Source organism: uncultured Limnohabitans sp., from assembly GCF_937889215.1.
In the GTDB taxonomy this organism is placed as follows: Bacteria; Pseudomonadota; Gammaproteobacteria; order Burkholderiales; family Burkholderiaceae_C; genus Limnohabitans_A.
In genome coordinates, this window is record NZ_CALBEX010000218.1 from 1 (window position 1) to 1,290 (window position 1,290).

Genomic DNA, 1,290 nt, shown 5'->3' on the forward strand with positions numbered 1-1,290 from the left:
GCATCGGTGCTGACCCAGGTTCTTTCTGACCTGCTCGACCACCAGGGCCGCCACCCCAAACGAGACGATGCCCTGCAGCTCGAACACGGCGACGCTGCGCATCCGGGGGGACACCGTCTGCGACGACAGCTGTGTGCGGGTGGATCACAGCAGCTACGCCGCGCGCCCGGCGGCCATCGGATCGAAGGTGCTGGTGCGCATCTACGCCCAGCGCATCGAGATCCGCGACATTAACACCACGGCCTTGCTGCGCACACACGCCAAGGCCGATCGTCCTGGCTCTGTCGTGCTGCCCCAGGACGAGCGGGTGTTCACGCATTACGTGGTGAACGTGCTGGCCGCCGATCAGCTCGATGTGTGCAACCGTTTTGCCTTCGGTAAGGGTGACCGCTTTACCGACACCGCTTACACGCTGGGCGAGTCGGGTTTGCCCATTTTGGATGGGGCACTGGCCTGGTTTGAATGCCACAACCGCAGCCGGCACGAAGAAGGCGACCATGTGATTTTTGTGGGCGAGGTGGAACGCTGCGGTTTCAGCGATGGCACGGCACCGCTGGTCTACCAAGGCGGGCAGTTCAGTTCTACGGCACCTCTGCACAAACCGAAGCCATGACCACCGAGCCAGGCTTTGTCGACGACTACCTGGCCTACTTGCTGGCGCGTGCCAGCCATTTGATTTCGAGCGAATTCCACACCGTGGTCGAAGCCAGTGGCCTGAGCCTGATGGAGTGGCGCGTCATGGCAAGCCTGTCGGGCAAAGACAGTTTGAGCATCAACGAACTCGCCAGCATCGTGCTGGCGAAACAACCCACCGTGACCAAGCTTGTGGGCCGCATGCAAGACGCTGGGTGGGTCAAGCGTTGCAACGCTGCACACGACAAACGGCAGAGTCTGGTGAGCCTGACGGCCGCAGGTCGGCGCAAAGTGCAACCCCTGCTGAAGCAAGCCAAAGCACACGAAGCGCAGGTGGTGTCAACCTTGGGCAAGGACCCGGCCCATCAACTTAAGCTTATTTTAGAGAACTTGATTGCTGCTCAAACCCTTGCTGACGACAGCTGAGTTGATTTAGGGGTTCTGGGCTTGAAGTTTGGAAGCGGCACGTTCCAGGAGATTGAATCACCTCGAATTTTGAGGAATTTGATGAAGCCGTTCCAAGATCTACGCCGCACCTCCCCTTGATCAATGATGCATAAATGGGGTTGAAAGGACTGCGCTATAAATGCTACGCACAAAGCAAAACGCCCCACCGTTAGGTGAGGCGTTTTGGGCTGTTACAAGCCTGACGATGTC

2 protein-coding genes are annotated in these 1,290 nt (G+C 58.8%); both read left to right on the forward strand.

Annotated features, from left to right (window positions below):
* The first annotated feature begins 139 nt into the window (after positions 1–139).
* Positions 140–613: a flavin reductase family protein gene (locus Q0341_RS05555; RefSeq protein ID WP_299511094.1), complete on the forward strand. Its 474-nt coding sequence runs from the start codon at positions 140–142 to the stop codon at positions 611–613.
* A complete protein-coding gene (locus tag Q0341_RS05560) occupies positions 610–1,059 on the forward strand; it encodes a MarR family winged helix-turn-helix transcriptional regulator (protein WP_299511096.1) in 450 nt (149 codons plus the stop codon). Before Q0341_RS05555 ends, Q0341_RS05560 begins: the two co-directional genes overlap by 4 nt.
* Positions 1,060–1,290: the final 231 nt, after the last annotated feature.

Coding starts and splice junctions, on each gene's coding strand:
- Q0341_RS05560 (WP_299511096.1), top strand. CDS start 610: ATGACCACCGAGCCAGGCTTTGTCGACGACTACCTGGCCTACTTGCTG.